Origin of the sequence: Bifidobacterium eulemuris (genome assembly GCF_014898155.1) — a bacterium.
GTDB classification, from domain to species: Bacteria; Actinomycetota; Actinomycetes; order Actinomycetales; family Bifidobacteriaceae; genus Bifidobacterium; species Bifidobacterium eulemuris.
Genome location: NZ_CP062938.1, coordinates 2,538,750 through 2,565,226, shown reverse-complemented (window position 1 = coordinate 2,565,226; position 26,477 = coordinate 2,538,750). Strand labels below are relative to the sequence as shown.

General features: G+C 62.4%; 13 protein-coding genes and 1 pseudogene. 5 read left to right on the top strand and 9 right to left on the bottom strand.

The features are described from left to right. The first annotated feature begins 61 nt into the window (after positions 1-61). Together BE0216_RS10480 and BE0216_RS10475 are read left to right on the top strand one after the other, a co-directional pair. Complete coding sequence (locus BE0216_RS10480) at positions 62-2,557, top strand: glycoside hydrolase family 2 protein (RefSeq protein ID WP_158217254.1); 2,496 nt, start codon at positions 62-64, stop codon at positions 2,555-2,557. Between the two features lie 33 nt (positions 2,558-2,590). Next, positions 2,591-4,141, top strand: coding sequence for a glycoside hydrolase family 30 protein (locus BE0216_RS10475; protein ID WP_193042860.1), 1,551 nt, complete (start codon positions 2,591-2,593; stop codon positions 4,139-4,141). An 808-nt stretch (positions 4,142-4,949) separates the two neighbouring features. On the opposite strand, the gene BE0216_RS10470 is transcribed toward BE0216_RS10475, so the two are convergent. Together BE0216_RS10470 and BE0216_RS10465 are read right to left on the bottom strand one after the other, a co-directional pair. Beyond that, entirely contained in the window at positions 4,950-6,296 is a 1,347-nt protein-coding gene (locus tag BE0216_RS10470; RefSeq protein ID WP_094636619.1) for a glycoside hydrolase family 30 protein, read from the bottom strand. Between the two features lie 106 nt (positions 6,297-6,402). Beyond that, positions 6,403-7,737: pseudogene (locus BE0216_RS10465) on the bottom strand (MFS transporter). A gap of 316 nt (positions 7,738-8,053) precedes the next feature. On the opposite strand from BE0216_RS10465, the gene BE0216_RS10460 reads away from it, so the two are divergent. Further along, positions 8,054-8,677, top strand: a complete 624-nt coding sequence (locus BE0216_RS10460) for a TetR/AcrR family transcriptional regulator (RefSeq protein ID WP_094636618.1) — start codon at positions 8,054-8,056, stop codon at positions 8,675-8,677. 17 nt (positions 8,678-8,694) lie between these two features. Here BE0216_RS10460 and BE0216_RS10455 read toward each other — a convergent pair whose 3' ends face one another. The 4 genes from BE0216_RS10455 to BE0216_RS10440 all read right to left on the bottom strand — a co-directional run bounded on the left by BE0216_RS10455 (position 8,695) and on the right by BE0216_RS10440 (position 14,849). After that, a complete protein-coding gene (locus tag BE0216_RS10455) occupies positions 8,695-10,812 on the bottom strand; it encodes a beta-galactosidase (protein ID WP_094636617.1) in 2,118 nt (705 codons plus the stop codon). 120 nt (positions 10,813-10,932) lie between these two features. Continuing rightward, on the bottom strand, positions 10,933-11,574 hold the full coding sequence (locus BE0216_RS10450) for a TetR/AcrR family transcriptional regulator (protein WP_094636636.1): 642 nt from the start codon (positions 11,572-11,574) through the stop codon (positions 10,933-10,935). 194 nt (positions 11,575-11,768) lie between these two features. Next, positions 11,769-13,319, bottom strand: a complete 1,551-nt coding sequence (locus tag BE0216_RS10445) for an alpha-N-arabinofuranosidase (RefSeq protein ID WP_094636616.1) — start codon at positions 13,317-13,319, stop codon at positions 11,769-11,771. Positions 13,320-13,571: 252 nt separating this feature from the next. Next, a complete protein-coding gene (locus tag BE0216_RS10440) occupies positions 13,572-14,849 on the bottom strand; it encodes a glutamate-cysteine ligase family protein (protein WP_094636614.1) in 1,278 nt (425 codons plus the stop codon). A gap of 169 nt (positions 14,850-15,018) precedes the next feature. On the opposite strand from BE0216_RS10440, the gene BE0216_RS10435 reads away from it, so the two are divergent. Further along, positions 15,019-16,728, top strand: coding sequence for an ATP-binding protein (locus tag BE0216_RS10435; RefSeq protein WP_094636613.1), 1,710 nt, complete (start codon positions 15,019-15,021; stop codon positions 16,726-16,728). 92 nt (positions 16,729-16,820) lie between these two features. On the opposite strand, the gene BE0216_RS12300 is transcribed toward BE0216_RS10435, so the two are convergent. Further along, complete coding sequence (locus BE0216_RS12300; RefSeq protein ID WP_094636612.1) at positions 16,821-21,848, bottom strand: acyl-CoA dehydratase activase-related protein; 5,028 nt, start codon at positions 21,846-21,848, stop codon at positions 16,821-16,823. 221 nt (positions 21,849-22,069) lie between these two features. Here BE0216_RS12300 and BE0216_RS10425 point away from each other — a divergent pair, with 221 nt between their 5' ends. After that, positions 22,070-22,933, top strand: coding sequence for a D-hexose-6-phosphate mutarotase (locus BE0216_RS10425; protein ID WP_094636611.1), 864 nt, complete (start codon positions 22,070-22,072; stop codon positions 22,931-22,933). A 129-nt stretch (positions 22,934-23,062) separates the two neighbouring features. Here the strand turns inward: BE0216_RS10425 and nrdG are convergent, their stop codons facing one another. Together nrdG and nrdD are read right to left on the bottom strand one after the other, a co-directional pair. After that, positions 23,063-23,764, bottom strand: coding sequence for an anaerobic ribonucleoside-triphosphate reductase activating protein (nrdG, locus tag BE0216_RS10420; protein WP_226805777.1), 702 nt, complete (start codon positions 23,762-23,764; stop codon positions 23,063-23,065). Next, complete coding sequence (gene nrdD / locus BE0216_RS10415; RefSeq protein ID WP_094636609.1) at positions 23,761-26,160, bottom strand: anaerobic ribonucleoside-triphosphate reductase; 2,400 nt, start codon at positions 26,158-26,160, stop codon at positions 23,761-23,763. Before nrdD ends, nrdG begins: the two co-directional genes overlap by 4 nt. Positions 26,161-26,477: the final 317 nt, after the last annotated feature.

Genomic DNA, 26,477 nt, shown 5'->3' with positions numbered 1-26,477 from the left:
GGCATCGGCGCCTGGGTTCGCCACACCACCCGCGCGCATACCCGTCACGTCTGACCTGCGCGTGCGGGACAACGCACTCAAGACCCTACTCAACCACGGCGCCGAGCGTCGCCTCATCGACTTGACCCAAGCCGACTGGATGTTCTCGAGCCACGGCGGCAGCATCGATTCCCTCGAGCCTGCCGCGGCAGGCTATGACGACTCCACATGGACCCACGTGACGCTGCCCCACACGTGGAACGCCGAGGACACATGCAATGGCGTGCTTGGTGATATGCGACGTACCGTAGGCTGGTACCGCACCCATCTGAATATCGACGCCGGAGCGCTTGACGGCCGCGTCGCATATCTCGAGTTCCTCGGTGCCAATACCATGACATCGGTTTACGTCAACGGAATCAGACAAACGATAACACCCAAAACACCCGCCGACGACGCGCGCGATACCGGCGATCGGACCACGCACTTGGGCGGATACGCGGCTTTCCGAGTCAATATCGGTTCCGACCTGCATGAGGGGGACAATGTCATCGCGGTCCGCGTCGACAATCGTTTCGATGCCCGAGTCGCACCGTTGTTCGCCGACTTCGACTTCTACGGCGGCATCTACCGCGAGGCGTATCTGGTCATCGCCGATACCGTGCATATCGATCTCGATGATTACGGTTCGTCCGGTCTCTACGTCGCCACACCGAACGCCGGCAAACGAGATTCGTCCGACAGACCCGAACATCTGGGACGCACCGTCGTCCGCGCACGTCTCGTCAACAATTCGGATTACACGCGGCAAGTGGTGGCGACCGTCCGCATCGCACAGGCCGACGGCGCAATCGTCGTGTCGGAACGCCGTCAGGTTGAGATCGCCGCGAACGACGGAACAACAATCGTCCAAGAAATGGAGGTCGACGACCCGCACCTTTGGCGGCCGATTGATTACTCGCGAGGCGCCGACCGGTCGGATGTCGGGTACCAGTACACCGTTCTTCTCCAGATAGCCGACTCCGACGGCAACCCGATCGACTCGGTGGTTGAACGAATCGGTTACCGATGGTTCCACGTCGATCCCGAAACCGGTTTCCATATCAACGGCGTTTCCCATCCACTGCGGGGAGTCGCACGCCATCAGGAACGCGAAGGCGTCGGTAATTGCCTGACCAACGCCAACCATCTGGAGGATATCCGCATCGCACTCGATCTTGGAGCCAATTATCTGCGTCTCGCGCACTACCCGCATGCGAATTACTTCTATGACCTCTGCGACGCCAACGGCATCGTCGTATGGGCGGAAATCCCGTTCGTCGACTGGGTAGGGGAAGATCCGGCTTTCGCGAATGTCACCTGCGCGCAAATGACCGAACTGGTCCGTCAACAGTTCAACCGTCCTTCAATCTGCTTCTGGGGATTGCAGAACGAAGTCGGCAACCGAGCCACATCGAATTCCTGGATCGCCATGCCCGAGCTTATGGAACGACTCGACTCGATCGTCCATCAGGAGGATCCGACCCGCTACACCACGCAAGCCACGGACCAGTTCGAGGCGCACTCCTCCTATGAGAATTGGTCAAGCGATCTGATCTCGTGGAACATCTATCCGAGCTGGTATATGGAACCGGGGTTCGGACTCCTGATGGACAAGCGCCGCGCGGCAGAGACTCGTCCGCTCGGCGTCTCCGAATACGGAGCTGGTGCCAACATCCGACAGCACGCCCTCCATCCGACCTGTGACGAGGTACGCCCGAACGGATCGTGGCACCCTGAGGAATTCCAGTGCGACATCCACGAGGAGGCTCTGGCATACATCAACACCCATCCGTGGATTTGGAGTTCATCGGCATGGTCACTGTTCGATTTCAGCGTCGACCACCGTCCCAGCGAAGCCGGACGCTTCGAGCTCAACAACAAGGGTCTCGTCACACGCGACCGCCGCACCCGTAAAGACGCGTTCTACCTGTACAAAGCGAACTGGAACCATGCGGACCCGTTCGTCCATCTCGTCTCGAAACGCTACCACGTGCGCGCCGAAGGCCCGACCGATATCCGCATCTACTCGAACACCGATCGGGTTTGGGTCAAAATCTCCCACGACGGCATGCCCCAAACCAAGATTCAGGCCGAATACCGAGGCAACGGCGTATTCGTGGTGCCGGGGCAGATGCAAGAACCAGGCATTTATACGGTGTGGGCGTACGGTTCGACAGACGGCTGCGACACCGAGACCGTGAAGGATTCGGCGATATGGACGCGTCTGCCGGACAACACCGTTGCGGATGACCGGCCATCGGCGACGGAGATCCGACATACCGGAGAGCCGGCCAGCATCGTCGCCCATGAGAATTCCGGATTCACATTTGACACGGCGACACGACGGATGGTGGCCGATCGAGAACTGTCCCAAATCACGCCGGCGCAATGGGAGAAGGCATTCGAAGTTCGCGGAGATGGGCGTCTTGACTTCCACGCAATCCTACCGGCGAATCTAACACCGGCCGACTATGCGCTATTCACAGACGAGCAAGGCAACGTCATCCGCATCGACGTCGTTTCCAGCATCAAATAATCACATGCCATCCCAACCAAAGAAAGAGTAATAATGTTGAAGTTCTCTGATGAGTTTTGGACGTCGACGTCGGGTGATCTGTCGCAGCGTCGCGAGGCGCTGGCGGTGCCGGCCGTGGTCGATGGTCCGGGGGACGCGGTCAGGATCGTGGTCGATCCCGCCGACCGCAGGCAGCCGTGGATCGGCGCGGGCGCGGCCATCACCGACGCCGCGGCCTCGTTGATCTGGAACAGCATGGACGCCGAGCGGCGCCACGAGTTCCTGGACGACTGCTTCAACCCGGAGCGGGGCGGGTTCTCCGTGGTGCGCGTCCCGTTGGGCTCGTGCGAACCCGCGGCCCAGCCGTACTACACGTACGACGACGTGCCCTTCGGCGAGCACGACAACACGCTCTCCAAGTTCTCCCTGGGCGAGGGCGAGCCCGGCGCGCCGGACGCGACCAAGGACCTCAAGCACATCGTCCCGGTCCTTCAGGAGATCCTCGCGATCAACCCGGCCGTCAAAATCATCGCCTCGCCGTGGAGCGCGCCGGCCTGGATGAAGAACACCGGCCACCTGTGCCAGGGCGGCCGCCTGCGCTTCGGCGAGTGGACCGGCAACGGCTTCGACCCGATGCACGACTCCTTCGAGGGCTGCTACGCGCGCTACTTCGTCAGATACGTCGAGGAGATGGCCAAACTGGGCATCCCGATCTGGGGCGTGACCGTGCAGAACGAGCCCTCCAACGCGCCCAAATGGCCGGCCATGATGTGGACCCTCAAGGAGCAGGCCGCGTTCGTCCACGACTTCCTGCGCCCCGCGATGAACGAGCGGTTCCCCGAGATGCGCATCTTCGTCAACGACGACTCCACCCACAACCTCATGTGGCCGGTGCGCGACCTGGTCACCCCGGACCAGGCGTCCTCGATCGACGGGCTGACCGTGCACACCTACGAGGGCCCGTACGAGAACTTCTTCAACGCGTCGCGCGCCTACCCGCACTGGACGCTGGGCATGACCGAGCGCCGCTGCATGATCGACGAGACCCCCGAGGACGCCGCGCACATCATGTCCGGCGTCATCGGCAACTGGCTCGTGCGCAACGGGGAGGGGTTCATCGCCCTGTGGAACCTCGCGCTCGACGAGCGCGGCCTGCCCAACCAGGTCGGCGCGACCGGACGGCGCGGCGTGGTCACCGTCCACCACGAGACCGGCGGCGTGATCCGCAACCTCGAGTACTTCATGCTGCGCGCCTTCGGCCAGGACGTCGAGCCCGGGAGCGTGGTCGTGCGCTCGTCCAACCACACGCCCGACGGATGGTCCGGCGGCCTGGGATCGGTCGCGTTCCTCGCGCCCGACGGGGGCGTGTCCGCGCACATCTACAACCCGACCGGAGAACCCATCGAGGCGGCCGTGACCATCAACGGGATGGGCGGCGCGTGGCAGAAGGTCGTCGTGCCCGCCTGGGGCACCGTCACCATGCACAAAAACCACCACCCCATCAACCAATCCACCGTCCCCAACGACGACCAATTCGAACTCAACCCACTCCCCGCCGATTTGGCTGGGGATGTGCCGCCCGGCAAAACCCGTATGCGGAATTGACGATTTGCAACGATGGGCTGGCTTTTGCGATATCGATGACTGACGTATCGCAAAAGCCAGCCCATCGTGTCAATGCCAAAGCCTGACGATCCGAACTTATTCTGACGCATCAACAAGCTATTCCAGCAGAAGGTATTACGCGGACGAGCGCACGGATTCATGACGTTCCATTGCTCATCACTCACACTCGTTCAAGTCAACATACTCGCGTTAATCCCTAGACAGAGCAAAAGTGATAGCCTTTTCATATGAAAACGCCATCGAAGAAGATGCCTCTGGGATTCAATCACATCATATTGATTCAGGCGCTTATCTGGATAGTATCGCTTGTGGTCATATGGGTGTTCCCGTCGGTTCTGTCGATTTACGGCGTGCTATGGATCGTCCTGCCATGCCAGCTTTGTTATATCGGATTCAGATCGGGGAAATCCCGTCGAGGCGTATGCGCGAACTTGATGACCGTACTGCTTTCGGGGATATCGTCATTGATTGCGACGATGATTATCGGCACGTCGTTGAATATGCTCTATGGATGGAATCTCTACTTTTCGCCGCTCGATTACCTGATACTCGGCTTCGTTTTTTCCTCAGGCGGAGTGCTGCTTTCCATCGCGACGCAATGGATAAAGACCCATCTCCCTCGAGGATGAGTCCATGGAGCGATCACTTTCCGATTGACAGCGGGCCGCGGATCCAGCTGCGGTCCGGATACCCGGCACAACGTAGGGAAAACAGCTAAGCGAACGTCTTGCGGCACATCCTTTCCGAATGGTCCGCAAGACGTTCGCTTATGGCTTCAGCCGCTCCCCTAGTCCAGCACGAAGGTGTTGAACGAGCGTGGGGCGAGGGTGGCCTTGATGCCGCGCGAGGCGTCGGCCGGATCGGCGAATTCGAACGGCATCTCGGTCTCGAGCGCGTTCTGCGCCACGACGGCGATGGTACCGTCGGGGTTGCGGAAGGCGATGGCCATGGAGTTGAAGTGGCCGGTGGTGCCGAGCACCTTCGCGCCGGGACGCACGAATTGCGAGAAGTGGCGCATCACATAGTATTCGGGGTTGCGACGCACCTCGTTGGTGTCGGCGGTGATGGTGAACAGGGAGTTCTGCCACCATCCCCACGTGGAATCCTGGTCGTCGAGGATCATGTTCCAGTAGGTGTAGGCGGTGGCGCCGTTGCGCAGGTAGTGGTTGATCAGATGGAAGATGTATTCCGCATACTCCCAGCTGTTGTCGCCCATGCCGCATTCGGATTCGGACTGGATCAGTTCGATCTCGGGCCACGACTCATGCGTGCGGGCGATGCAGTTCTGCCCCGCCCACTGGTAGGCGATGCCCTTGATGTACTTGCGCGCCTCGTCGTCGAAGAGGATGTTGTCGACGTAGCGGTTGTAGTTGTTCAGCCGCATGCCGTAGCCGCCGCCGGTCCACGCCATGTCCTCCGGGCCGTTGAGCGTGCCCAGCCAGATGTCGGTGTCGAGGCCGACCTCCTCGAACGCGGGTCCGAGGTAGTCGCGGATGAACACCTTCATCGCTTCGGAATCCCACAGGGCGCTGGGGAACTTCTGGTCGGCGAACACCTCGTTCTGCACATGCAGCTGGTTGACGGTGATGCCGTGCTCGGCGTAGGCCTGCACGTACTTGACCAGATATTTGGCGTAGGCGGTGAGGTTCTCCGGGGTCTGGATCAGACGGCCGTAGTTGTAGGCCTTCGGACGCTTCATCCAGGTGGGCGGCGACCACGGGCTGGAGAACAGCTGCATGTCCGGCTGCCACTCCTGGGCGCGGTGGATGTACGGGATCAGCGTGCTTTCGTCGTTTTCGACGGAGAAATGCTCCATCTCATAGTCGCCTTCGACCTCGTCGTAGCTGTACCAGTGGTCGGCGAAGTCGTTGGCGGCGACGGGCGCGCGGTTGAAGGTGAAGTTCATCTCGTCGGGGCTGAACAGCTCCTTGATGATCTGGTCGCGCTCCTCTTCGCTCACGCGCTGCAGCGGCAGCCATCCGAGTTCGTTGAAGCAGCCGCCGAAGCCGCGCAGGGCTTGGAATTCCTCGCCGGTCAGCTGCAGGTCGGGGGCCGCGGTGGCGCCGGTGGCGGCGATGTCGGCCGAACGGTCCTCAAGTTTGCTCGTCTGCGTCGTTGCGATCCAGGTGGTCATGTCATTCTCCTTTGAATGAGTGTCGTGTTGGGTATGGGAAGTGGGTGAGGGAATGCCCCGCGTCCGATACGGAGAGCCGTGCCGGGCGCGGGGCGCGAGGAGGGGATCACTTGACGTTCTTGATGATCTGGATGAAGAAGCATCCGATGATCGCCAGGGCGATGGAGATGGGGAACGCGAAGGCGTAGCCCAGGGACAGCACGATGGCGCTCATGATGATCGGGCCGACCATCTGGCCGAGGGTGGTGGCGAGGTTGAGGATGCCGAGGTCCTTGCCGGCCTCCTCCTTGTTGGGCAGCACGTCCACGAGCAGGGCCTGGTCGACGGCGGAGTAGACCGCGTAGCCGAGGCCGGCGATGCCGGCGAACAGGTACATGCCGGTGGTGGTGGGCATGATTCAGGGCATGGCGATGCCGACGGCGAACAGCACGGAGGCGACGATCACGGGCAGCTTGCGGCGGCCGATAAGGTCGGAGACGGGGCCGGAGACGAAGGAGCCGATCAGGGAGACGACCATGATGATCGAGGACATCACGGAGATCGTGACGGCGGATTCCTCGGCGGTCTGGCCGACGTAGTTCTGGATGATGTACAGCTGGTAGGCGAAGATCATCTGGTAGCTCACCAGCATGCAGAAGCGGCCGGCGAACGCCTTGTAGAAGTCGTGCGCGGTGGAGAACTTCGGCGGGCGGAAGCTCATGAGCACGTCCTTGAAGGTGCCCTCGTCCTTGGGCAGGAAGTCGGCCGGGCCCTCCTTGGGCATGACGAGCACGGAGACCAGACCGCCGAGGAACATGAGCACGCCGGCGACGGCGAAGCCGGGGATCAGGTTGGTGATGAACAGAGCGCCGATCATGGTGCCGATGGGAGAGCCGATGGTGGCACCGGCGCCGTAGAAGGCACTCATGGTGCCGCGGATGCCGGAGGGCACGCGGTCGGACAGGATCGCGACCATCGGGGCGATCATGCAGTTGAGGCCGAACATGCAGGCGCAGTAGAAGATGGTCAGCAGCACCGGGTTCGTGGTGGTGCCGGTCAGGAACAGGGTCACGCCGCCCAGGACCGCGCCGCCCAGGATGAACGGGGTGCGGCGGCCGAAGCGGGAGCGGGAGCGGTCGGAGAAGTTGCCGAACAGCAGGTTGGAGACCAGCGAGGCGACCGCGGTCGCGGCGTTCACGATGCCCAGCAGGGCCTCGGGCTGGATGCCTTCGATGCTCTTGTAGTGCTCCGGCAGCAGCACGGCCGAGACGATGCCCAGACCGCTCATCCACAGGATGCCGAAGATCAGGAAGCCCGCTCCGTAACGGGCCACGGACAGCTTATCCAGCGAATTGCCAGTCGCCGGCGACAGGTTCGGATCGGCGTTGGCTGCCGCGATGTTCGCGTTGTACGCGGCCAGACGCTCCTCTTTGGAGGCGGTGGCGGCAAACGAATCACTCATTGGGAAACCTCTTTTCTTGCAAATCATGGACGTCGGGGTCCATGCCGGTATACGGAAATATTCGTGTGGTTATCGAGTATTTCGCAATCGGCAGTGATCTACTCCTCGTTGAGTTGTAAGGCAATCACCGTTCTTGTTTTCCAGTACTTAGTAATTGCTTAGTTAGATAATAAACCCATCAAACTTAGTTGGGCAATTCGGCGTGTCGCGTCGGACACGCCACACCTCCTCTCCTTTCACCTAGTACCTTGTAAGTAGACAAATAAGTCATGCGGCCCTGCCGCATGGAGTGCGCCCTTGAAAGAAAGGAACGCCGATGAGACGTCGAGCCACCACCCCCACCAAACGCATGAGCGCCGAGGACCGTCGCAGACACATTCTGGACACCACCATCTCCTGCATCTCCCAGTTCGGATTCTGGGGCTTCACCATCCGCGACGTGGCCGATGCCGAGGGCATCACCGAGGCCGGTCTGCTGTACTACTTCTCCGGCAAGGAGGAGCTGTTGGTCGAGGCCTTGAAGCACGCCGACCGCATCAATCAGATCGCCATCGCCGAACATCTCGGGGTGGAGGGCGTGACCGGCGACGTGCTCGCCGACGGTATCGCCTACCACTGCGACCACGGCCTGAAGGCCATCCTCAACGCCACCGTGGAGACCAACGCGGCGCGCCCCGAACTGGTGCGGCTCTACACCCTGCTGGAAAGCGAGGCCCTCAGCCAGGACCATCCGGCGCACGAGTATTTCGAGGCCCGCGAGATCAATCTGCTCAAGGAGTACGCCTTCGCCGCCAAGCGGGACGGTGTGGACGACCCCGAACGCACCGCCGTGCAGGCGCTGTCCGCCATGGAAGGCTTGCAGCTGCGCTGGCTCAACGGCGCGCGCGAGGTCGATTTCGTCGGCGAGTGGAAGGCCTTGATCGACCTGCTGATTCCTTAGAATCGCGTGGCCGATGATCAGCCGGCGATCACCATCAGGTTCCAGCGGCCGACGGTCAGCTCGTCGCCGACCGCGACCTTCGATCCGGCGTTGATGGGCAGAGCCGCCGTGGCCGCCTCATCGAGGGTGCCGTCCGTGGCGACGGCGACCGGGGCGACGACCACCTCGCCCGCGACGGGGCTGGCGACGGCGACCGGTTCGGCGGAATAGTTGAGCAGGTAGGTGACGGTTTCGCCCTTGGCGTTCTCGCCCTGACGCACCACCAGGGATCCCGCGAGCGCCTGTCCTTCCGACTTGACGCCGGCATTCGCCGCGGCCTCGCCCAGCACGGCCTTCATGGTTTCGGCGTCGAGCACGGTGCCGATCCATTCGGCGCTGCCCTTGCCGAAGGCGTGGCGGGTGACGGCCGCGTAGTCCTTCCACGCGTAGTGGCCGTAGGAGGCGAGCGTAAGGGTGTCCGCGTCGGTGTTGAGCAGTTCGATCAGCGCCTCCGCCCCCGCCTGGGCAGCGCCGCTGAGCGGGCCCGCGAAGTCGACCGGCACATTGCCTTTCGGACGGGTGAACTGGTTGTAGGTCATACCGAACACGTCGGTGAGGTTGTGCGGGGCGCGGTCGTGCCATACGGTCACCTCCTCGTCGGTGACGAAGGAACGCAGCGTGGAGACCAGATGACCGCCGTTCGCCACATACTCGCGCAGTGTGTCGGTGGTGGACTGCGGGGCGCAGTACAGGGCCGGGGTGATGACCATCGCGTACTTGGCGAGGCGTTCGGCCGGTGCGTCGACGGGCACGAAATCGCATTCGATGTTGAGCGCGAACAGCGCGTCATAGACGCGGCGCACCACGTCGTTGTAGTTGAGCCCCACGCCGTCGGGGAAGCCGGTTTCGAGGCGGAACCATTCAAGGGCGCTCAATGCCTCGTTGCTCACCATGATGGCGACCTGGTTGCGTTTCTTCAGATGCACCAAGCGCTCCCCCACCTGCGCGATCTCCTTGCCGAACACGCCGGCCTCACGATAGGTGGGGTTCGGTTCGAGATCGTGGCTGAGCAGGCCCTTCCAATAGGTTTCGAAGGAGTTGTGGATGGAATGCCAATGCCAGTACATCACCGAGTCGGCGCCGGAGGCGAGGTGGCTGTAGGCCTGCAGACGCAGCTGGCCGGGGAACGGCAGCCAGCCGTGCTGGCCTTGGGCTTCGGTTTCGAGTACGAGGTAGTTGGCGCCGTCCTTGGTGGAGCGGGTCATGTCGCCGCCGAATGCGATCTCCGTGCCGGTCAGCTCGTCCTCGGTGGGATGGTAGATGTCCACGCCGGTGATGTCGACGGCTTGGGAGGCTTTGAAGTGGTCGACCGCGGGCTGCACGCCATAGGAGTAGCCGCGCCATTCGAAGTCGAAGTTCTGGGTGACGAACTGGCCCGGCTTCGCGTATTCGCGCACGATGTCGGCCTGCCAGGCAAGGAACTCGGCCACCTGGGCGCGGCGGAACACGTCGAATTCGCCACGCAGCGACTGGTTGATCGAAGCGGTCACATCGGGGAAATCCTCCCACGCGTTGATGCGGTTCGACCAGTAGTCGAGGCCGAAATGCGCGTTGAGCGCGTCGAAGTCGTCATTGAACTTGCCGCGCAGATACTTGACGAACAGCGCCTGCATGTCTGCGGAGACGGAATCGTAGTATTTGGTCTCGTTGTCCACCTGATAGCCGATGACGGCCGGATGGTCGGCGACGTGGCTGATGAGTTCGCGGATCACACGCTCGCCGTAGAAGCGGTATGCGGGGTTGACGATGTCCATGATCTGGCGCGCACCGTACTTGCCTTCACCATTCGGGGTGACGGCGAGCACGTCCGGATGCATCCTGACCAGCCAGGTCGGCACGGCGTAGGTCGGGGTGCCCACGATCACGTCGATGCCGTGGCGTTGGGCGGCGTCGAGCGCGCGGTCGACATGGGAGAAGTCGAAGACTCCAGGCTGCGGCTCGCAGGTGCTCCAGGTGGATTCGGCGATGCGGATCACGTTGATGCCGGCGTCCACCATCATCCGCATGTCTGTATCAACCCGGTCGAGATCCTTGGGGATATATTCGTCGTAGTACGCGGCGCCGAAGAGGATATGGTCGACCGATGCTGCGCTCATCATAAACTCCTTTGTTCTATATCTAATGGCTATTAGATATAGAACAGGATATGCGACAAGGATGACGTTGTCAAATCGAGATGACAGCGCCGTTTTCCTATCTAACGGACATACGATAGATCAGCGATACCTATCCCACATCGGCGAGGGGAAGATCATCCGCTCGAACACCAGCCATTCGTCGTACATGTCGATCGGCGGCTTGCGCAGCCACCGCAGCTGGATGCCGTCCATCGCCTCGATGCACTGGCGGACCACCGGCTTCATCCCCTCGTCCCATGAGCCCAGCTGCTCGGGGATCCTCCACGGGAACCGGCTGTAGTAGTCCCATACGGACTCGGGGCGGTTGCTGAAGTACTCATGCAGCGGATGGTCGGGATTCAACGACTCCGTCTGCAGAATCATATACATCTGCACCATCATGCGCCGGCTGGCGTTGTGCCGCACCAGAAAACGCAGATACGACGGGAACGACGGAGCGTCCGGATCGCTGCCGGGCAGTCCGGACTTCAGAAAGTCGTCGGGAGTGCCGGTGGTGTCGTAGCTGTCCGTGACCAGCATCGAGAGCAGCCCCTCTTTGGTGCCGATGTAATGCAGCAGTCCGGGCTGGCTCATCCCCACCTCGTCAGCCACATCTTTGAGCGAGATGCCATTGAACCCACGCTCACCCACCAACCTAGTCGCGGCCTCGACGATCTCGTCCCTTCGCTCCTGCGGACTCTTGCGCACCCTTTTCTGCTTCACATTCCCCGAATTCACCATGCGCACCAGTGTATAGCGAGCGTCCCCCACCGGCGACCCATCTCCAAAAACGCCTTCACTCCGACATGACGGTGTCGTCCAACACACGATGGACATTATCGTCTCCGCAAGCAACTTCCCGGCGCATCGAGGATACGCGAACGGCCGTCCCATCCGATAGGAAACGGACAGAACGGCCGTCAAGACGCCGCGCGTCACACAAGCGCGATGCGCAGCGTGTTCACCGAAGCGGGGGTGAGGGAGACGACCAGTTCGGTGCCGGAACCGGCGGCGGTCGCCTTCACCATGTCGGCAACCGGCACCGTGCGGGCGCGGACCAGATCGGACCGCTCCTCGGTGTTGCAATCGTGCGGATCCGCTGCGGCCAACACGGTCGCCTCTTCGACGCGCGCGGCGGCCGGAATCACCACGGTGATTTCGGCGGCGCTATTCATATGCGCGTTGGTGAGGTTGACGAGCAGCTCCTTGCCGTCCTGCGACTTGGAGGCGAAGGTGTAGACCGACTCGTCGGCGGCGTCCTGGCGAGGCACGTCGAGCGCGACGGCGTCGCGGTGCGCCTTGTACATCATGAACACGTCGTAGTTCGGCGTGAGGATGGTGGCCCCGCCTTCGGTGAGCACCAGCGAATTGAGCACGTTGATGGTCTGCGCGTTGCAGGCCATCGACACCTTGTCGCAGTTGCGCTGCAGCAGGTCGAGCGTGAGCGCGGTGGTGACCGCGTCGCGCATGGTCACCTGCTGCCTCAATGCCGGGCGGGCGAAGAACGCTGTCTTGTGCCAGTTGCCCCATTCGCCGATGATCAGGTCGACATGGTCGAGTTTGGTGTCCATGGCGACTTCGGGCTCGTGGATCAGGGCGAGCCCGTCCTGCATCAGCCGCCACTGGTCACGCAGAATGTCTTCCAATTCCAGACATCCGTCGATCACGGTGTTCCAGCCGGCCTCGTCGAATTCGGTCGGGGTGTCGGCGTCGTTGTCCACGTTCCAGTTGTAGAAGTGCAGGTCGTAGCCGTTGATGGGAGGCTGGCGGTATTCGGCGAGCGCGCGGAAGAAGTCCTGCGTCCACGCCTCGCGTTCGCGCGGTTTGTTGCCGTCGGGACCGCAGGCGATGGCGTACATCGGCGAGGGCGCGAACACGTCGGTGGTGAACTTCGGCATCGCGGAGGCGAAGCGGCGGTATTCGTCCATGTAGGTGGATGGGGTCATGGTGCCGCCGCCGGCCCACACCTCGTTGCCAATGCCCCAGTATTTGACGCCGTAGGGCGACTCATGGCCGTTGCGCGCGCGTTCGAGCGCCACATCGGTGGGCTGTTCGCGGTTGCAGTATTCCATCCATTCCTTCATCTCCGCCACGGTGCCGGAGAGCATGTTGATGTTGATCCACGGCTCGGCGCCCAGCATCTCGCACAGACGCAGGAATTCGTCGGTGCCGAAGCTGTGATCGTCAAGCTCGTAGGTGGCGAAGTTCTCGTTGAACGTGGTTTTGCGTTCGGACCTCGGCCCCACGCCGTCACGCCAGTGGTAGGTGTCGGCGTAGCAACCGCCGGGCCAGCGCAGCAGCGGAGGTTCGAGGGCGCGCAGCGCGTCGAGCGTGCCTTTGCGGTAACCCTGTTCGTTCTCGATCTGCGAGTCCTCCCCCACCCACAGGCCCTCGTCGATGCATTCGCCGAGGAATTCGATGAACTGCCCGTGCAGCTTGGGGTCGATGCGTCCGATCTCGCGGCTCGGATCGATGAAGGTGGTCATGGACGTGTCCTTTCTTGGAACGGAAGACTACTTGACCTCCTTAATCATCATAATGAAGCCGCAGGCGAGTGCGACCAGCACAATGGTGCCAGCGATGCTTATTACGCGAGCAACGGCGGATTTCCGTAAAAGGTGCCGCAAAGGAAAACTCAGTGGCCGAAATTACACGAGAAAACGGCGACTTCCGTAATTCGCGCCACTGACGGCAACTCAGCGATCGAAATTACGGAAGTCGCCCTTTTGCCTCGTAATTCATGCCTGGAACACGTCGGGATGGGCGGGGTCGCCGGGGACGTCCGCGAGGATGCCTTCGATTCCCAGGAACTCCTGCCAGAAATCAAGCGGCTGGCCATAGGGGCTGGCGTCGCGGCCACGCGCCTGGATGTTGGCTTTGGCCTCGAGCACGTCCTCCTCTCGAAGCCCATCGAAGTAGCTTTCGAGACGGATGCGGTTGGCGGGCACGTAGAACAGCGAGGCGACGATTTCGGTGAGCCGTTCGGCGCGTTCGACGGGCAGCGAATCCCAGTGGCGCAGTTCGATGAAGTTCTTGAGCCGCACATCGTTGAAATGCGTGGAGATGATGTGGTTGATCTCGTACGCGTTGAGCTCGCGGTCCGGGTAGACGTCGCCCGCGTTCTCGTAAAAGGCGGCGCGATGCAGTTCCTTGGCCGTGGTGCCGGATTCGAGCGCCTCCGGAGTGTGCGTAAGGTCGGCGAACATCAGCGGCGTGGACAGCACGTCGATGGCGTAATCCTCCCAGCCGAAACGCTGGTCGAACAGTCCGGGGATCACGTTCGTGCGCTGGAAGTCGAGATAATCCCACATGCGCTGACGCAACAGCGGATAAGGGTTGATCCGCCCCTCGAAATACGGCGAGTTACGGAAATACCAGGCGAGGATCGGGCCGATGGCGGTGCCGATGCGCATTTTGGCGATGGCGTCGTGCTCGTCCACGAAGTCGATGCTCACCTGCGTGGAGGCGGAGCAGCGCATCATGCAGGGGCCGAACTGGCCCACGCGACCCAGATATGAGGTCATCGCGTCATAGCGGTCCTTGGGATTCACCGGTATGTCGGCGAAGCTGGATTTCGGCTGGTACCCGTAGGCGACGAACCGCCAGCCCAGCTCGGCCACGATGGGGTCGGCCTCCTGGCGGAACCGGGAATACAGGGCGTTGAGATCCTCGGGCGTATGCAGGATGCCGATGGAGGTCTCCACTTGGCCGCCGGGTTCGAGGGACACGGACACGCCGTCGCGGGCGAGCCCGACCAGATGGCCGTTCTCCCAGTATTCCTTGGATTCGTCGTAATACGGACGAAGCCGCAGCAGCAGCGTTTCGACGCCGTTCGGCTCGTAGTAGCTCACGGCGGTGTCGTCGGCGTTATGCACGGGCAGATGCTCGATTTCGACGCCGAAGCCGCCGGTGCCGCGCTGGGCCCGGCCGTTCTCGAAGAACGACAGCAGACTGTCGACATGCTTCGGATTAGGCGTGGCCAGCAGGTGCGCGTAACTGATCCGTGGAGTAACCATGCTTCACCATCGTATTCGAGCGCACCTACGGGCTGGCCGAAAGCGCGCCAATCCGCTATACGAATAATCGATAGCCTCCTATCGCCACCCACCATCAACTCATCGATGAATTCATCGATGTCTTATCGATGAATTATAGTAGGGCGTATAGCGAGGTAAGGAGGCCACCATGCCCCTATTGCGGGAGAGTTCCACGGTCGAGTTCAAAAGGCAGCTTACCGAATGGACGAAGAAAGAAATCATCGCCTTCGCCAACTGTGAAGGCGGCGACCTCTATATCGGATTCGACGATGACGGCAATCCCGTCGGAATCGACAATCCAGACTCCGTCATGGGAGCGGTCGGAGATATGATTCGCAACGCCATCAGACCCGACCTCACGGCATACACCGACATCACATGCGAATGCATGAACGACGCAGAGGGGAAACCTCGCGAAATCGTGCACGTCACTGTGCTGCGAGGCACGCAACGCCCTTATTATCTGCGAAACAAAGGACTGACGCCTCCCGGGGTGTTCATCCGGCATGGCGTGTCTTCGGTGCCGGCAAGCGAACATCAGATTCGTCGCCTGCTTCGCGAAAGTGATGATATGGCGTTCGACTCGTCGCCGTGTCTGCGACAGGAGCTCACATTCGAATATGCGGCCGCGTATTTTCGTAAGCATGATGTGCAATGGGGAGAAAACCAGCGACGCACACTCGGACTGGTGAACGACAACGAGCTGTACACGAACACAGCGCTACTGCTTTCGGACCAATGCCACCACACCATAAAAAGCGCGGTGTTCTCCGGAAGCACCAAAGCGTCGGCGTTCATCGACAGGAGGGAATTCACCGGTTCGATACTGCAACAGCTAGAGGACGCCTATCGGTTCCTGGAGTTGAACAACACGCAATCGGCCACATTCGACGGCTTATACCGCAACGACCATTACGCATGGCCGCCAAGCGCCCTGCGCGAAGCCTTATTGAACGCCATCGTGCACCGCGACTACGATTCCACGGGAACCACCTTCATCAACATCTACGACGACCGGGCGGAGTTCATCTCACCGGGAGGTCTTCCGTTGAACATCGCACTCGCCGACGCGCTGAACGGCATGTCCATGCCCCGCAACCGCACGCTAGCCGAAGTGTTTTACCGCCTACGTCTTATCGAAAGCTACGGCATGGGCATCCCCTCGATAACACGCCAATATGAGGGCTGCGGCAGCCGACCTTGGATCCAGACATCCCCTGCGTTCTTCTCGCTGACGCTTCCCAGGCAAAACGGTCCATCAAACTCCGGAGGCGAAACCGTTCCCCAGCCCCGCGGCGGCGGATCCCCCTCGCGCCCCTCCACCATCGCGCAGGAACGCGGAGAACGACGGCACTCCTACACCCAATTCGCCACATTGGGAGAAGACCTCGCCCCAGCGGATGAAGCGAACGGTCTCATCATCGAAACGGTCGCCCAGCAAACACCTACGACCATATCCCGCAAAGGCGCTCCGGACGCACTGATTCTGGCACCGGTGCAAGGCGACGCGCATATCGTCATGCCGGATGGCTCCGTCCTCGACCGTATGGAGCTGCGCGCAGCCGGTCACGTCACGCACGACGACGCGCAGCCGCAGCATCACACAGGTCCGCTCCACCAGACAGCGCCGCCGGAGGAAACGGCCAGTTCCACCGCCCCGCCTCCGACATCCAGCGAGTTGGAGCGGCTCACGCTCGAACTGATCGCCAAACGCAACGTTCCCATGAGCCGACTGGAAATAGAGCAGGCTCTGGGCATCAACAAAAACAGAGCGGCCTACGTGCTGCGCAAACTCGAAAAGGAGGGCAGCATCGTCTCTTCCGGCTCGGCACGCAGCACCAGTTACGCTCTGGCCTGACTGAACCGCTATTCAATCCTCGCGCGCCCCAAACAAAGGATGCCGCCCTGTGCGAAAGGCGGCATCCACACTAAATCGACATCGTTTCGACGTCAGGAGACGGCATTGCCCGCCTGGTTGGCGGCGGTCTTTTTGGCGGCGGCGATCATCAGCTTGATGCGGTTGAGCTGGTTGGCCTCGCTGGCGCCCGGATCGTAGTCGATGCTCACGATGTTGGCCTCGGGGTGCAGTCGGCGGATCTTGCCGAACATGCCGCGGCCGGTCACATGGTTGGGCAGGCAGGCGAACGGCTGCGCGCACACCACGTTCGGGCATCCCTGCTCGATGAGCTCCAGGATCTCGGCGGTCAGCAGCCAGCCTTCACCGGCCTGCACGCCGATCGAGGTGACCTCGGCCGCCTTCTTGACCAGTTCGGGCATAGGCTCGTCCTGCTGGAACTTGCCGTTCGACGTGGCGATCGCGGCGCGCACCGGATTCATATACCGGTCCAAGCCCCAGCGCATCAGCGCGTAGGCCGTCTTGTTGCCGCCGGTGCCGAGGTTGCGCTCATTCCAATCGGAGATGTAGGGGCGCGTGGTCATGAACTCCATGATGCCGGGCACCACCGCCTCGCAATCCTGCGATTCGATGACGTCGACCACATGGTTGTTCGCGTCCGGCTGGTATTTGACGAGAATCTCGCCCACCACGCCGACGCGCACCTTGCGCGGAATATCCTTCAACGGCAGCGCGTCGAAGGACTTGACGATCTCCTTGACGAGCTTGGGATACGGCAGATAGCCCTTGCCCACGCCCAGCGTCTTGCGCGCTGTCTTGGAATGGCCATGGTGTTCGAGCGTTTCGCGCACGATGGTGTCCCACTGGCGGTACAACGCGTCCGCGGAGCCGGGTTCGACCTCATAGGGGCGCACGCGGTACAGGCATTTCATCAGCAGGTCGCCGACGATCAGCGCCTTGATCGCGCGATGCAGCAGCGTGGGCGTGGCGGTGAAACCGGGATTGTCCTCGATGCCCTGCGTGGAGATGGCGATCACCGGAATCTGCGGATATCCCGCGTCGACCAACGCCTTGCGGATCAGGCCGAAATAGTTGGTCGCGCGGCACATGCCGCCGGTCTGCGTGATGGCCAGAGCCGTGGTGTCCGGATCGTATTTGCCTTCGATGATCGCGTCCACCAGCTGCCCGATGACCATGATGGCCGGATAGCAGGCGTCGTTGTTCACGTATTTGAGGCCGGTTTCGACATCCTCATGGCTGGCGTGTTCGAGGATGTCGAACTTGTAGCCGCCGGAACGGATCACGGACTCCACCAGCGAGAAGTGGATCGGGCTCATCTGCGGGGCCACGATCGTGTAGTCCTTCTTCATGGACTTGCCGAAGGGCACACGGTTCGCGTAGCGGCTCATCGTCGCGTTGTTGTGGCCGGAGCCGGACTTCTGGCCGGTGCTCTCCGACGCGCGCTTCGCAGCGTCCTTGACCGCCTGGGTGAGCTTCGGATTGGCTTTCATCGTGGCGTCGAGCAGCACCTGACGGCCCGGAGTCGGCGCTTCGGAGCCGGTTTTGCGGAATCCCGTGGACTTCGGAGCCGTGCGGGAGGCGAGCCTGGCCTCGGCGGCCTCGACCGCGGCCTGCGCCATGGCGAGCTCGGCTTTGGCGGCGTCGAGATCGGCTTGGGCCTGGGCGGCGGATTCGTCGGGGGATCCCTCGACTTCGCTCGGGATGACGGAGGAAGAACTCGGGTCGACGGAAGAAAAACTCGGGTCGACGGAGGAAAGGCCCGAGCTGGCGGAGGAAAGACTCTGGACGGCGGGCGAGGGGGCCTCGGTGGTGTCGATGGCGGACCTGTTGCGTTCGCGTTCCTCGATGGCGGCCTTCAGCGAGCGCAGACGAATCTTCGCCGCGCCGAGGTTGGAGACCTCGTCGATTTTCAGCAGCGTGTACACATCGGCCTTGTCGGCGAGGATCTCGCTCACCTGGTCGGTGGTGACGGCGTCGAGGCCGCATCCGAAGGAGTTGAGCTGCACGAGCTCCAGCCCCGGGTAGGAGGCGACGAAATTGGCGGCCGTGTACAGGCGCGCGTGGTAGGCCCACTGGTTGGTGACGCGCAGCGGCATTTTGGTGACCTTGCGGTCGCCGACGTGACGGAAGCCGTTCGCGTTCTTGGCGCGCGGATCGGTTTCGTCCTGGCCGAGGAATTCGGTGAGGTTGAGCTTCTCCCCCGGCTGCAGCTCGCACACCGAATCCTCGGACAGCACCACCATGCCCAGCGAGCAGATCGTCTCGGGGATGCCGTGGTTGATTTCGGGGTCGATGTGGTAGGGGCGGCCGGCGAGCACGATGCCGCGGCAGTCGTGTTCCTTCATGTAGGCCAGCGCCTTCAGGCCCTCCTGTTGCACGTCGTGTTTGAAGACCTTGTCTTCCGCGTAGGCGGCTTTGACGGCGGTCTCGGCCTCCTCGCGCGTGACGTTCGCCCACGCGAACTCGTCGACGATGCGGTCGACCATCAGCTCGTGGTTGGCGAGGTTGAAGTAGGGGTGCATGTAGCGCACGTTCTCGTCGCGCAATTCGGGCATGTTCGCGCCGATGACCAGCGGATAGTTGGCCACCACCGGGCAGTTGTAGTGGTTGTCGGCGTTCTCGACGAGATTGTCCTCGTAGCTCACGCACGGGTAGAAGATCGTGGTGACGCCCTTGCCCAGCAGCCATTTGATATGGCCGTGCACCAGCTTGGCCGGGTAGCAGATGTTCTCGGAGGCGATCGATTCGATGCCGGTTTCGAACAGCTCGTGCGAACTGCGGCCGGAGATCATCACCTTGAAGCCCAGCGTGGTGAGCAGCGTGAACCAGAACGGATAGTTCTCATACATGTTCAGGCCGCGCGGAATGCCGATTTCGCCGCGGGTGGCGTTCTTGTCGGTGAGCCTGCGGTAGGCGAAGCACCGCTTGTACTTGTAGTCGTACAGGTTCGGACGGTCGGAGCGCTGCTTCTTGGCGTCGCCGCCGCGTTCGCAGCGGTTGCCGGTCACGTAGCGCGACCCGTCGGCGAAGGTGGTGATGGTGAGCTTGCAGTGGTTCTGGCACAGCTTGCAGATGTCGCGTTCGGAGGTCATCGACAGATTGTCGAGCGCCTCGCCGGTCAGAATCGACGAGCAGGTGTGGGCGACGCCGTCGACGACTACCGTATGGGAGGCCTCGCCGGTGGCGCGGAAGCCGTCGGAGGCCTGCGTGGCGGATTCCTCGCCGGACGCGCCCGTCTGGGGCTGCGTCGCGGCCGTCGACTGGCCGTCCATCGCGTCCGCTTCGTCCGTGTAGTGCATGCGGGCGGTGAGGGCGGCGCCGAACGCGCCCATCAGGCCGGCGATGTTCGGTCGGGTCACCTCGCGTTCGGTGAGCAGTTCGAAGGCGCGCAGCACGGCGTCGTTGAGGAAGGTGCCGCCCTGCACGACGACGGTGTCGCCGAGCTCGCCCGAGTCGCGCAGTTTGATCACCTTGTACAGGGCGTTGCGCACCACCGAATAGCACAGGCCCGCGGCGATGTCCTCGATGCTCGCGCCCTCCTTCTGCGCCTGCTTGACGGAGGAGTTCATGAACACGGTGCAGCGCGAGCCTAGATCCACCGGATGCGTGGAGTTGAGTGCCTTCTGCGTGAATTCCTGAATGGTCAGGCCCATCGACATGGCGAAGGTCTGCAGGAAGGATCCGCAACCGGAGGAGCAGGCCTCGTTGACGGCGATCGAGTCGATCACGCCGTCGGAGATGGCCAGATATTTCATGTCCTGGCCGCCGATGTCGATGACGGCGGTGACGCCCGGGCTGGTCATTTCGGCGCCCCGGTAGTGCGCCATGGTCTCGACCACGCCCTCGTCGAGATGCAGGCCCGTGGTGATGAGGCCCTCGCCGTAGCCGGTGGCGCAGGAGCGCGCGATCCACGCCTCGGCCGGCAGCTCCGACTGAATCTGCTTGACGATGTTGATGGCGGCGGTCAGCGGGCTGCCCTCGTTGTTCGCGTACGACGACCAGACGATCTCACGGTCGTCGTTGACGAGCGTGGCCTTGATGGTGGTCGATCCCGCGTCGATGCCGAGGAAGTGCGGTCCGTGCGCGCCCTCAAGCGTGCCGACGTGCACATGCTCGCGATGGTGGCGGGCGTTGAACGCCTCACGGTCCGCCTCGGTGGGGAACAGCGGCGGCATGGTGGGCGTGTTGCTCGGCAGGTTCTCCAGCTCGTCCAGTCGGGCCAGGATATCGCTGCAAGGCCGGGCTTCGAAATGGTTGCCTTCGTCGTCGGTGTCGGATTCGGCGAGCAGCGCCGCGCCGTACGCCACGTACAGGTGGGCGTCGGTGGGCACGATGAACTCGTCGACTTTGCCTTCGAGCGCGCGCTGGAAGGCGGCGCGCAGCTCGCTCATGAAGAACAGCGGGCCGCCGAGGAAGATCACGGTGCCGTGGATCGGGCGGCCGGAGGCGAGGCCGGCGATGGTCTGCGTGGCCACGGCGGTGAAAATCGAGGCCGCCAGATCAGGCTTGGCCGCGCCGTCGTTGATCAGCGGCTGCAGATCGGTTTTGGCGAACACGCCGCATCGCGAGGCGATCGGATACAGGTTCTGGTATTCCTTCGCCATATCGTTGAGACCGGCGGCGTCGGTGTCGAGCAAGGTGGACATCTGGTCGATGAACGCGCCGGTGCCGCCCGCGCACGATCCGTTCATGCGCTGTTCCGGCGTGGGCTTCAGATAGGTGATTTTGGCGTCCTCGCCGCCGAGTTCGATGATCACATCGGCCTGCGGATATTCCGCATCGATCGCCTCGGTTTCGGCGATCACCTCCTGGACGAACGGCACATGCAGATTGTCGGCGAGCGCGAGTCCGCCGGAGCCGGTGATGGCCAGACGGATGGGTTCGTCTCCTCGGCCGAGTTCGGCCAGTGTCTCACGGATGTCGACCAACAGTCCCGCCACGGTGGCGCGCACGTTGGCGTGATGGCGGCGGTAGTCGGAGAACAAGGTGTCGCCGAGCGCGTCGGACTGGTCCAACACCACGGCCTTGACCGTGGTGGAACCAATATCCAATCCCACACGCAGCGGCTTGACCTTGCGAGTCGTCGCGGTGACGTCAACCATACTTGTCCTCATCTGCTCTGTTTCTGGGATGCCATGCAATGGTCCTTGGCGGCCGGTCGGGCATGGCTACGCCCAGCTACTCATATAGGTAATGTAGTCGGTCGCCTCGTCAGACAGGTCGTGGTTCGTGCCGTTTTCGCTCGTAGGATGCATACAAACCGACATTTCCATCGATTATGTCGGCATATGGGCCGCCTGTGCGGACGGGTATACTGGGGCGCATGAGTGAAACCTTCATCATCCGCAAACTCGTCAACGACGACGCCACCGCAACCATCAGCGACTACGGCGCGCATGTGCTGTCGTACGCCCCCGCGGGGCACGAAGCGGTGGTCTGGCAGCCCGCGGCGGTTTATCTCGCCTCGGGTTGCGCCATCCGCGGCGGCGTGCCGATCATCTTCCCGTGGTTCAACACCGGCTACGACGGCGGCCGTCCCGTGAACAAGAAGCCGAAGCATGGATTCGCCCGCGCGAGCTTCTGGAAGTTCGACGAGGCCAACTCCGACCGCGCCCGCCACGTGCGCTACACCTTGGATTCCGCTGATTGTGAGCCCGAACTGCTGCGGACCATCGGCTGCCCCGATCCGCGGTTCCGGGCCGTCTACGATGTGACGGTGGGCGAACGCCTGACCATGGCGCTGACCGTCACCAATACGGGAACCCAGCCACTGGTCTATGAGGCCGCGTTGCACACGTACTTCCAGGTGGGCGATGTGGAACGGACCGTGGTGCGGGGGCTGGAGACCGCCGGATATCTCGACAACGCGCGGGATGGCGTGCCCTATGTCGAGGCGAGCGGCGAGGCGATCACCTTCGACGGTATGGTGGACCGCACGTATGAGGCGGATGGCGCGGTGCGTATCGAGGATGCCGTATTGGGCCGCACCATCGTGGTTGAGAAATCGGGTGCCCCGCAGACCGTGGTGTGGAATCCCGGCGAGGCCGCGGGCGATGCGATCGGCGACATGGCCCAGGGCGAATGGCGCGGATTCGTCTGCGTCGAGGCGGTCGCGCGGTTGGATCGCAGCATCGCGTTGGAGCCGGGTGCCACGCACACGCTGACGCAGACGGTGTCGCTCGCCTGACGCAATCTGACGCACGCCCGACGCATATACGATGCATATGATGAGGGCCGCCGAACCCGTTGGCTCGGCGGCCCTCATCATATCGGAACGTGGACGTCGGTCGCTCCGACGGACGGTTCGCGTATTCGCTCAGCTGGCTTGTTGCCCTTCGCCGGCGGCGCGATCCTTGCCGTAGATTTCGGGGATGAACCGCTCCTGGTCGTGCAGTTTGGCCCAGATCACTGGCTCCCCCGCAGCCAACGATTTCGGCACGTCGAGGATGCGTTGGTTCGCGGAGCCGCGGAACTGCAGCAGCGAGTCGTGCTGAGGCTTCAGGTAGCGGCCGTCCACGAGGATGTCAATGAGTTCGAGCAGCTCACGCTTGTCGGGGGTCTCCCCCTCACGCATCAGCTCCTCCCACGTGTAGCCGGTCCAGCTCCAGATGTCTTTGGTGTGGCCGAATTCACGGCGGATGCGGCGCGCGAGCGGCACCAGCACCGGTGTGGCGAGCATGGGTTCGCCGCCGAGGAAGGTGATGCCCTGCACCCAAGGCTGGGCCAGATCGGTGATGATCCTGTCCTCAAGCGCCTGCGTGTACTCGTGCCCCGCCTGGAAATCCCAGATGGAGGCGTTGAAGCATTCCACGCAGTGGAACGGGCATCCGGAGACGTAGAGCGAATTGCGCACGCCTTCGCCGTCGGTGACGATGAAGGTTTTGTAGTCGGCGATCATACGCTTGGACATGCGGCGGCCGTCCCACTGCCCGGCGCGCGGATCGTTGGCGAATCCGCCGCTGGGAATGGAGGGGCCGCGCCCTGTCTCGCCGGCCGCGAAGTCGCGGCGCTTGGTCACTTGGTCTCCTCGAACCATTCGCGGGTGTTGCCGTCGTCCAGCACCACCTTGCCGGTGGAGCCGCTCATATGCTTGACGCGATGGGCGATCTCCTCATGGCGGCCGTGCACCATCGGGCGCTGCACCGGAGAGCCGAGATAGCCGCAGGTGCGCTTGGTGACGTTGCACTTATCCGGGTTGGAATTGCCGCACTCAGGGCACTTGAAGCCCTCCTCGGTCGGCTCGAAGTCGCCCTGGAAGCCGCATTCGAAGCAGTGGTCGATCGGGGTGTTGGTGCCCAGATAGCCGATGCCGATGTTGTAGGCGTAATCCCACACGGCCTCGAGCGCCTTCGGATTGTCCTGCAGGCACGGGTACTCGCAGTAGTTGATGAAGCCGCCGGAAGCGTAGTACGGGAAGTCCTTCTCGTAGTTGAGCTTCTCCATCGGGGTGGGCTGCAGCCACACGGGATAGTGGAAGGAGTTGGTGTAGAAGTCGTGGTCGGTCACGCCGGACACCTCGCCGAACTTCTCGCGGTCCATACGGTTGAATCGGTCGGTCAGGGACTCGGCGGGCGTGGAGTACACGGAGTAATGGTAGTCCTCCGCACGGCTCCACTGCTTGCACAGCTCGTTCATGCGCTTGACGATGGACAGCGCGAACTCCTTGCCTTCCGGATCCCAGCCATGGTCGCGGATCCAATGCTCGCCGTAGAAGACGGCGGTCGCCTCGGCCAGGCCGATGTAGCCCAGCGACACGGTGGCGCGCTCGCCGCGGAAGAGCTGGTCGATGTTGTCGTTCGCGCCGAGGCGGCCGAAGGCGCCATAGCGGAACAGGGTAGGCGCGTTGACCGGCGTGGCCTGCTTGCAGCGCATGATGCGGAACTGCAGAGCCTGGTGCGCGATCTCCATACGCTCGTTGAACAGCTTCCAGAAGCGCTCCTTGTCGCCGTGGGATTCCAAGGCGATGCGAGGCACGTTGACGGTGACCACGCCGAGGTTCATACGGCCGTCTTCCTCGTCCTGGCCGGTTTCGGGATTGATCCAGCCCTGCAGGAAGGAACGGCAGCCCATCGGCGCTTTGAAGCTGCCGGTGATCTTGACGATGTTCTCGTAGAACACCACGTCCGGATACATGCGCTTGGTGGCGGATTCGAGGGCGAGCTGCTTCAGATCGTAGTTCGGGTCGCCCGGATCGGCGTTCACGCCGTGCTTGACAGTGAACACGAGCTTCGGGAAGATCGCGGTGTGATGCTCCTTGCCGAGGCCGCGGATGCGGTTGAGCAGCATGGCGCGCTGGATCTCGCGGGCGAACCAGTCGGTGCCCAGACCGAAGCCGATGGTGACGAACGGGGTCTGGCCGTTGCTCACGCGGTTGGAGTTGATCTGGTATTCCATGGTCTGCATGGCGTCGTAGATGGCCTTGCGGGTGCGGATCTTGGCGAGGATCTCACGCTCCTGCTCCAGCTCGTCGACATCCGTATGGAACGGCGTGTCCATCGGCAGCGGCTCGCGGGAGCCGAAATGCAGCTTGGCGGGCTCGTTGCGCTTGGCGTTCTCCACCTGGCGGCGGGCGAACTCCACCGGCATGCCGTCGGGAATGGTCTCGCGGGCCTCCTCAAGGAACTTCTCGTAATCCTTGCGGGCGTAGCGGGCCAGATGCTCGTCGGCGCGGTTGGCGGTCTGGCCGCCGTACTGGCTGGAGGCCACATCCTTCATGATCTGGGTGATCTGCGTGGCGGCGATGGCGATGGACTTCGGGGAGGCCATGGGCGCGTTGCCGAGGGTGAAGCCGTTGGCCAGCATGTCCCAGAAGTTCGGCAGCGAGCAGTTGGACTGCGCGGTGAACGGGGAGTAGTCGGCGTCGTGGAAGTGGATGTCGCCCTTCATATGCGCGTTGGACACGGCCGGGGGCAGCATGTTGAACGCCGCGGCCTTGGACACGGCGCCGGCCAGCAGGTCGCGCTGGGTGGCGTAGACGTTGGAGTCCTTGTTCGCGTTCTCATGGATCAGCGTCGGATCGTGGTTGATGAAGCGGGAGACGGCCTCGTTCACATCGGTGGCCTTGGCGCGCTCGATGTCGCGGTCGAGGCGGTAGTTCGTGTAGTTGCGGGCCACGTCGTACAGATGGCGCTCGATCAGCGCGTGCTCGACGAGGTTCTGGATGTCCTCGATTTTGGCGGGTCCGGCGTAGCGCTCCTTGATCTCGCCTTCGATCTGGTCGGCGATGCCGCGGACGAGCTTCTCCTCCTCGGGACCGATCCGCTTGCCCAGATCCTCGAACGCGGACTTCACCGCGGAGATGATGTTCAGCGGGTCGAAATCGACGATACGACCGTCGCGCTTCTCCACCAGCACCGCGGAATTCCTCACCGTCTGCTCGGTTTTCACGGCGTTCTCCAGAACCTGTGCGTCCATCGGGCGTCCCTTTCCTAGTACCTCGCACCGCCCCTGTGGCGGTCTTACGTGCTGCGTTAATTACACACGTGTGATTCAATCAGCTTTATGAACTGTACGGCAAGGGCACCCCTATATCTAGTACCGCAATGCGGCGTGTCTACTATTTATAGTGGTTTTTGGCGTATTTCCGCCAAAACTACATGTGTGTGATTAAGGTAACGATTTCACCTCAGCGTGTCGCCCACTCCTCTCGTCATCCCGAGCGAAGCCGAGGGATCCCGATCCCATATGAGGCAACACCGCCATGGCATACATGTCCCTTATATAGAGGAATC